The sequence below is a fragment of the Delftia sp. WSY_12 genome, from assembly GCF_043104645.1.
Classification (GTDB): Bacteria; Pseudomonadota; Gammaproteobacteria; order Burkholderiales; family Burkholderiaceae_C; genus Comamonas; species Comamonas tsuruhatensis.
In genome coordinates this window covers 536,035-543,723 of the sequence record NZ_JBICKW010000022.1, presented here as the reverse complement: position 1 = coordinate 543,723, position 7,689 = coordinate 536,035, and the positions used below count along the sequence as shown (strand labels likewise).

The following is a 7,689-nucleotide window of genomic DNA, read 5'->3' as shown; positions in this document are numbered from 1 at the left end:
CCCCAGGCGGCAGACATGGGGTCGTTTCGCGCCGCTTCTGACGTGCTGCACATGTCGCCTCAGTTGGTGGGAAAACATGTGCAGGCGCTGGAAGAACACCTGGGGATGCAGCTCCTGCACCGCACAACCAGGCGGCAAAGCCTCACCGATTTTGGCCGCCTCTATCTCGAGAGAGAACGCGCCATCCTCGAGGAAGTCGCGAATGCCGAGGGAATGGCTGCCGAAGCGCTGGCCAAGCCCTCTGGCCTGCTCAGACTGAACGCCCCAGTGAGCTTTGGCATCCACACGCTTACGCGCCATCTGTCGGACTTCATGAGGCAGCATTCTGAAATCCGTGTTGATCTCTCACAAAAGCATTACCGCTCCACCTTTCGCACCAAAAAGGTCTTCAAAGCTGGCTTGCTCTCTGCGCCATCTTGTGGCCGGTGAGAAGCCAACCCCAGAGTGAAATCCCCGCCGTCGCGTGCCTGGGCCAGCTCGCTGAACCCTTGGAAGAGGACTGTCTCTAGGTGAGTAGATTGAGGGCCGAATATTCCAGGCACTCGTAGCCGGGACAGCTCATCTTGGCCCTGGACGTTGGAGGCAGCGCGAATCACACTGATGTGCAGCCCGGAATCAAAACTGTCACATGTTGTGGCCTCAATCTGAACGAATCCGCGGCCGTAGTAGTCGACGCCGATCTGTTTGACGGTGCAGCAAGCGGTCACGTCAGGTGGTGGTGAATGAATGTACGGTGCGGGCACCGCCGGACTAATTGGACCATTGAATCGCTGTCCTTGGAACGCCAGTGTAACCCTCGTGGCAAACCAGAAAGTCGTGCTGTAAGTTGGATGTGCAAAAGTAGATATGAGGAACGACTTCGCGCCGACCGCTGGCAACCCGTCAGGCCCAATGCCGATCTCGGAAACTGGGACCCACAGCCTCTCGCTTCCATCGGCTTCTCGCATGACAGCATCAATCCAGCCATGCGCAACCGAATATAGCCCTTCGCCGGCGCATTGCGCGTTCGCCTCAAAGGTGCAAATCGGCTCCCCAGCAGAGCTATAGAAAAAGCCTAGGATTCGATACAGATAGCCGCCCGCCATGAGCATCCCATTCACCAACTGTGCCTGCACTTCGGCGCTCTGCGACGCAGACATGATGGCTCCCCATCGGCCGCGCGTTTGGAGGAAGGGTGGCCCAATTCGCAAGCTTACTTCCGCCTGCGTAACTTTCGGGTTGCGCGCCAACAATGTGATGTCGCCACGCATATGCGTTGCCAAAGCGTCGGCACTCCATCTTGGTATGCTGGCAAGCGCTAAAGTGGCCAATCCAGAAACGCCATCGCACTTCGCAGACTCTAGCGATGGAGGCAGACCGTAGTACTTTATGGAGGGGGCCAATGGTGCAAGGCCAGGGCATGCCAAGCGTCGATCCCAAGCATCGCGCACTGTAACGCCAGCTCCGACCACGCTGTCATAGAACGGGATTTCGAAATCAAGCCAACGTTCGGATACTGCGACAAAGCCGGAAATAAAAGTGGGCGGATCGCCGGCGCCGGCGCCGAGGTCACCTATGGGTTCGAAGCTGGTGCCAGTGATAGCGCTGGCGCTGGCGGTCGGAGTAAGGAGAACTCGCTCATTGGCGGTATTTTCCGTCTCCAGTTCGTAGGCAACTTGACATTGAACTGTCTCCTGTCCTTTGCTGTCGAAGGTTGGCTGATACGGCACCGATCCAGGCGTCACCTCGTTGACCCAACGACCTTCGGCTACTGGGGCGGAAAGCAACTTCGCGCGCGGTGGCGAAAGCGAAGCCAGTGGACTCGCTGATACAAAGAAAGGGTTGCTCAACGCGGTTCTCGCTGGGATCGCAGCGCTGTCATCAAACTCAGCAATGATCTGGTAGCCGAAGATGCCCTTTGTGCCCTTGGGCATCATCAGTGGTATTGCGATCTGGTCTACGGCAGGACTTGCAGGATGCTCGCCATCCATGAAACCCCAGCCCATGAGTAAAGCGGCTTCCCAGCGCATTGCCGCACGGGCGTTCAGCGAATCAAGCTCTTGGCGAGGAACCGGTAGGCCTGTATCGTGGGCTTGAATGACGCGGTCCCCTGCGGTGCGCAGCATCTGCCAGTCATTGGCATCCAGTGAAACAGAGCTATGGCCGGCGCTATTTGCGAAGCGTTCGCTGATCACACCCAAATCGGAGTTCACCCAGGCTCGCGCGTCAATGGTGGCAAGCAGGCGAGCGTCAAGTCCTTTCAAGTTCCCATGTAGGTGCAAGACTTGCATCGGTGCTGCCAGTGCCGGCGGATGAGAGAACGTGACCGAATGCAGGCCAGCCATCTCGTAGTAAAACTTAGCGCCGGGAGTGAGTTCAGCTGTGATGCGGCGTTGGCCGCTCGTATCGCTCAATGCGATGCGCAGGGGCTGCGCACGGGAGCTCAGCTCAATGTACACACCATCAGCGTAGTCACAGGCTGCAATCCCGACCACGTATGTCCTGTCCGAGGTCCGCAAGGCGTTGTGCCAAAAGCTGGGTGGGGCGATTGTGCGTGGTATCTGGCCGCAGTTGGGCTTCGGCTCGAATAAGCCATGTCCGACCAGGTTGTCTGTGCGGTAAATTTTGAACCGGTTTGGATAGCCAATCCTCGCCGTCGGATCAGGGTTAAGGAAAGGGCAGTTCCAACGCAGTCGCATACCACCAGGCGGCACATGCGGCGCATCAATCGCGGCGTCGCCAATGTTCGACGCATCAATCCAACCCGACACGCGAAGCGCGAACGGTGTAGGGCATTCGACGGGCGCGGCTGGTGAACACGGCAGGAAGTCAAACATTCCAGCTTCTCCCAATAGGTTGCTCAAACGTGTAGGTGAAGATGCTCGCGACCATAGAAGGGTTTGGGCCATTCATCAACGCAGGCAGGACGCCCAGCCTATGTTGGAAGCTCACCCGAACCGCATAGAACCCAATAGGCGCGCGCACCAGCACGGCTTCGGCAAGCATCAGTGCGCAAGCGGAGCATCCATCTGGGGACGGCAGCAGACGGACCCCAAAGCGCCGATCTGTTGCAGGAGTGGCACTCCCGTGCGTCACTGTGACCTTGATCCGACGCCAGTCAACAGGCTCTGCGGCGCGGAGTAGAAAACCTAGTGGCGCACTACCCGAGTCAAGGAGCATCTCCACACTGGGTCCGGACGCGGGCTGTAGCACGCCTCGCGGTGGAAATGCAGGGGGAGCATCCAGCACTCCAGCCCAATGCATCAACCGCAAGAATGCGAGGCTCCCGTCAACGTGCGAAATCCCCTCCTGTGCTTGCAGCCAAGATGGCAGTGCCCAGCCGGCGAGGAGTTGGGCCGGTGGGACAGTGTCAAAGTCAAAACCTCCGGGCAAGGCCGCAGTGGCCTTGATGCTCAAAGACGAGTGCCCGAATGGACCCCAGGCACCGGTCAAGGCGTTTGCTGGCTGCAGGTGCTCCAGAGGCCCCTCGTACGCGGAAACACGGTAAGGCCACTCGTCGATTTGCACGCGTGCGCTAGCGTCGTCCCGATAGATCTTGAGCAGATACTGTCCGGGCGTCCTCGGCAGGTCAAATACTATTTCCTGTTCAGGTTGAGTCACACCGCCGCTGAGGCTAGACCATTCGGCTCCAAGAAGACCTCCGGCTGTGGACCCATCGCTGCATGCAACAGCATGGACCTCGACCTGGGGCGAGCCATCCCCCAGTTCGATCCACAAGCTAGGATAGATCTGAGAGAGGTAGGAGACCCAAAAACGAATGACGCCTCGATGCCCAAGATAGTGGCCGAAGCCAAAACCGCTGGGGTTCGGGTTCCAGCCGCCATACTGCACCTCGAATGCCCGTTCGTCCCCGAACGTCGCATAGCGTATGTACGGCCGTAGCTTGGGCGGCTGGATCACTCGGAATAGACGATTCACGCTGGCCCAGTCAGTTCTGGCGGATCTACTGCCATAGTGCGCAACTGTGAATCCTTCGACGCGGAGCTTATATAGGCCCGGTTGAAGAGTGCTTTGAGAACCCCCTTTGTACTCTTCGACGGCGCTGAGCACGTATCCAACTGCTGCGATGCAGATGTCGTTCTCGCTACCTTCCAACCTCAACGGAGCAAAGCGATCAGCGGGCTGCCGCTCAAACACCGCAGACCACTCCGAGAAGTTGCCATCGAGTTCGCGCACCAGCGAAACTACCGCGGCGAGCCCGTCAGCCCGCAACCTGGGTGTAGAGCTTGCGATGAGACGAATGTCATAGCGCAACACTGGCAGGTTCCACCGAACCCCCTCGTTCTCGCGCGAGACATTGATTGTTGGGTTCAGGCAGAAGACCACTCGAGGGTAAGGCTCCCCCCAAGGCACCCTGTGCAATCGCAAGCCGTTGCTTGAAGTGATGCACAGGTCCTCCGCTTCAAAGTATGCCGGACCGCTGGGAGGTAGGGCGATCTGCAAGTCCGGCCCAGCACCGAACGTTTGAAGCCACTCCTCCTCCAAGGGCTGCGCGGTCGAGGGCCGTGAGTAGTCAAACCGTTGCTGCCACGCGAGTGGTTCATTGGACGGTATGGCAAGCCTGCTTGACCTGGCGCAACCAGAAGCACGCTTCAGGCCGAGCCAAGAAGCATTGACGCCCTGCACAAGTTCGTAATTGCCGGTAGCCTCGTCAATTCGGTAGATGGTCAGTTCAGTAAAGACGTTGGTGGTGGTGATACCTGCCTCTCTCGCAAAGCCATCGGTTGATTCGCGGTTGACGATGTTTGGGGCGCCGGTCGCCTTGTGCAGAAATGGCAGCTCGAAGGAGACGTCCGGCCAAACGTTCTCTACGGTCGTCCCCAACTTTCCCTGTGTGCCACTGCATGCATGAAAGTACCCAATGGCAGCGTCAGCGGCTAGGGCAAGGCCAGGTTGAGGCTTGCTGACCTCTGTATCCTCGTAGTCAAGGACCGTGACTGGGATATGGATGTCGCTCATTGGCCAGGGAAGCTCGAACGTGAACTCCACGGCCAGTTTCAGCTGTCTTGGTTTGGGAACCTGCAGCGATAGCGAGCTCATGACGGCGACGCCCAGTCTCACACCCCAGAATTTGATCCAGACAGATCCGCCGACATCCAATTGCCCGCCCAATTCAGCTGGATTCCAGCCAATGCTTCCAGCTATGGCGATAAAAAAGCTATATCCTCCTTCCAGCCCCAGGAAGTCAGCCTTCGCTCGGATCTGTCCTCTTCCGCGCACTGCAGCCCCTTGGGAAGGAATAACCCTGAAGCCGCCTCGCAAGACGAAACCGTCCTTCACGATGGCCATCGCGCATCCATCCATATCGAAGCCGCCGACAGCCATCCAGGTTCGGCTTTCATCTTCCAAGGACGCGCTGAGTGCAACACTTCCCTCATACTCAAGCCAGTCCTCGAATACAACGATGTGCGTGCTCGCATGAAGGTCCATGGACCTCGACTCAAAATCGATGGCCCCTAGTACCGTGGCAATCTCGGTGTCAAGGAAGCGCAGAAAGCCCTGCATTACTAGGGTTGGTCCCCAGCTGAGATATGCGATGCCCGCTGAGCGTGCAACGAGGAGGTTTCCGCCGGTGATCGCATCTCCAATGTCGGCTGTGATACCAATGATCCGCAGGTCTTGAGAAACCGGAACCCACTTTTTCAGCTCGCTGCTGGTAGCCCAATTGACGTAGTCGATAGCAGATGCTTTGCGCATCTCTTCGATAGGGTCAGCTGGAACTCCCGACGAAAGCCTAGGCGCAAAGCGCTCCCCATACTCGAGGCCGAGACCCTGTAGTGCAAGATTGGTCGTACCCAAGGGAATTGGGTGGGGAAGCTTGGAGTGCACCCAGATGATGAAGCCACCGGGGCCCTTTGCGAGGTAACCTCGGAACCGAACGCCAACCTCCGTCAGATCCACGCCGACAAGGTACTGCTCCATGTGCAGAAGCTTGTCCATCCCGCCACCAATCCGAAATAGGTAGGGCGTGCGTTTCAAAGAGACTTCAAGAGTGAACTCTTTCAGATCGACCACTTCAACCAAGCTCGAATTTGGCTTCGTGAAGTTGACGTGTCTTTTGATTTCGATAGCAGCCCGCAGCAAGTCAATTTTGAGACCTGAGACCGATTCCATTCTCGGTGGGAAGGTGTCAAAAACCGGATATGCGACATCGATGTCGCTGCGCTCGAAAAGCAGGGTGACCGTGTCAGCCGACGCTTCAACGACCAGCAATGAATTGAACGTCTCGCCCTTGGAGACCAGTTTCAACTCTTCGTTCATCCGCAACTCTGCCGCTGTCGCTGCACTCGAGACTGTCTCCTCTAACCAGGGCTGGACATCGTCCTGAAGTAGGCTCTGGAAGAACCTCTGAAGCATCCCTTGGACGACTCTTGGAAAGTCACCTGGCACTGATACCGATCGAAGATCCATCTTTCGCTCCATCCCATTTTTAGGCTAGTTTTGGGCATCAAAGGCCGAGCAGCCTTCTCTGGTGCCTTCATTGAGGGGCCGCTCAGCAGCGTCTCTGACCTGTGCGTTGCTGCGAACAGGATTTCTCAGCTTAGTGGTAGCCAGCTCAACTCTTCTAACGAACCGGCCACGTTCAAGTGCACCTTCAAGTTCTCAGAGAGTAAGTTGCCTGAGGGCGGTCCATTGCGCAACTATTTTTGTGCCGTCATTGCACAGTACTCCAATACGCTCCGAAAGGGAGATAGACCACTGCCGAAATGAATCGGCACCTATCTACGCACGCACCGCTGGTCTCAGCTACTGCATGCGCACAGGCTTCCCGAAGTCGATGGCATTCGCTTCCGATCCCGTTTCAACTCTGCCCAGTTCTGCATTGCGCTGTTCGATCGCGCAATCAAGCCTCGAGGGTTGAAGACGGCCAATTCGCGAAGCATCGATCCCGCCACCTCACACGAAGCTCAGTCGATCATGCGTCGATATAGGGTCGTTCCGACCTGAGAGCAGTGCTCCCAGGAGATGAGACGCAAAGGCGTGTGACCTTTCTCTGGCAGGTGATGACTGCGACGCCCGGCGGGGCCGGGAAGGCTTGCGCAACGCAAGCAGAGAGCTTTCAGTATGGTGGCGATGACAGGGATCGGCGGCACGAGCGGTAAGAAGCCGTCCGGAAAGCCCTCGGTTTGATGGCCCCTCCGATAGCGTTGACGTCGGGATCGTCAGCAATATGGTTGGTCGTGGGCCTTGTCTAGTGACCTTCGTTGCGCGCCTGGCGCTCGAACTCGGGTCTCAGCGTGCTCGTAGCATCGACCGACACGACGTCACACAAACCCGCAGTTCCGGCAACCTGCAGATGCCGGCATCCCCCTACCAGGTCATGGCAGGGACGGTGATCGCCGCGGCGCTGGTGACAGGCATCAAGTCCGACCTGCCGGGTGATGTGATCGCCACGGTGACGGAGCCGGTCTATGACACGGCCACAGGCAAATTCCTGCTGACCCCGCAGGGCTCGCGCATCCTGGGCAAGTACAACAGCCAGGTGAGCTATGGGCAGAGCCGGGTGCAGATGGTGTGGAACCGTGTAACCCTGCCGGATACGCCGTCACTGACGCTGGACAACCTCGTGAGCACTGACCCGGCGGGATATGCCGGGCTAGAGGACGACGTGGACCGGCATTGGGGGCGCACCTTGGCTGGCGGTGCTGGAATGACTCACAAGCAAGATGATGTCGCTGGATATAGGTT

The 7,689-nt window shown here is 58.0% G+C and carries 3 protein-coding genes and 1 pseudogene; 2 read left to right on the top strand and 2 right to left on the bottom strand.

Annotation, left to right across the window (positions count from 1 at the left end):
* Window positions 1–429 (top strand): LysR family transcriptional regulator (locus ACF8LI_RS14755; RefSeq protein ID WP_392414262.1); only part of this gene is annotated, 429 nt, incomplete at its 5' end.
* Here the strand turns inward: ACF8LI_RS14755 and ACF8LI_RS14750 are convergent.
* On the bottom strand, window positions 357–2,816 hold the full coding sequence (locus ACF8LI_RS14750; RefSeq protein ID WP_392414261.1) for a hypothetical protein: 2,460 nt from the start codon (window positions 2,814–2,816) through the stop codon (window positions 357–359). The two genes, ACF8LI_RS14755 and ACF8LI_RS14750, sit on opposite strands and share 73 nt — an antisense overlap.
* Complete coding sequence (locus ACF8LI_RS14745; RefSeq protein WP_392414260.1) at window positions 2,809–6,261, bottom strand: hypothetical protein; 3,453 nt, start codon at window positions 6,259–6,261, stop codon at window positions 2,809–2,811. The genes ACF8LI_RS14750 and ACF8LI_RS14745 overlap by 8 nt, the downstream gene beginning before the upstream one ends.
* A gap of 1,006 nt (window positions 6,262–7,267) precedes the next feature.
* Between ACF8LI_RS14745 and ACF8LI_RS14740 the strand changes: the two are divergent.
* Window positions 7,268–7,643: pseudogene (locus tag ACF8LI_RS14740) on the top strand (TrbI/VirB10 family protein); the annotation flags it as partial.
* Window positions 7,644–7,689 lie beyond the last annotated feature (46 nt).

Bases quoted from the DNA above. Each gene is read 5' to 3' on its own strand.
- ACF8LI_RS14750 (WP_392414261.1), bottom strand. From the start codon at position 2,816: ATGTTTGACTTCCTGCCGTGTTCACCAGCCGCGCCCGTCGAATGCCCT.
- ACF8LI_RS14745 (WP_392414260.1), bottom strand. From the start codon at position 6,261: ATGAACGAAGAGTTGAAACTGGTCTCCAAGGGCGAGACGTTCAATTCA.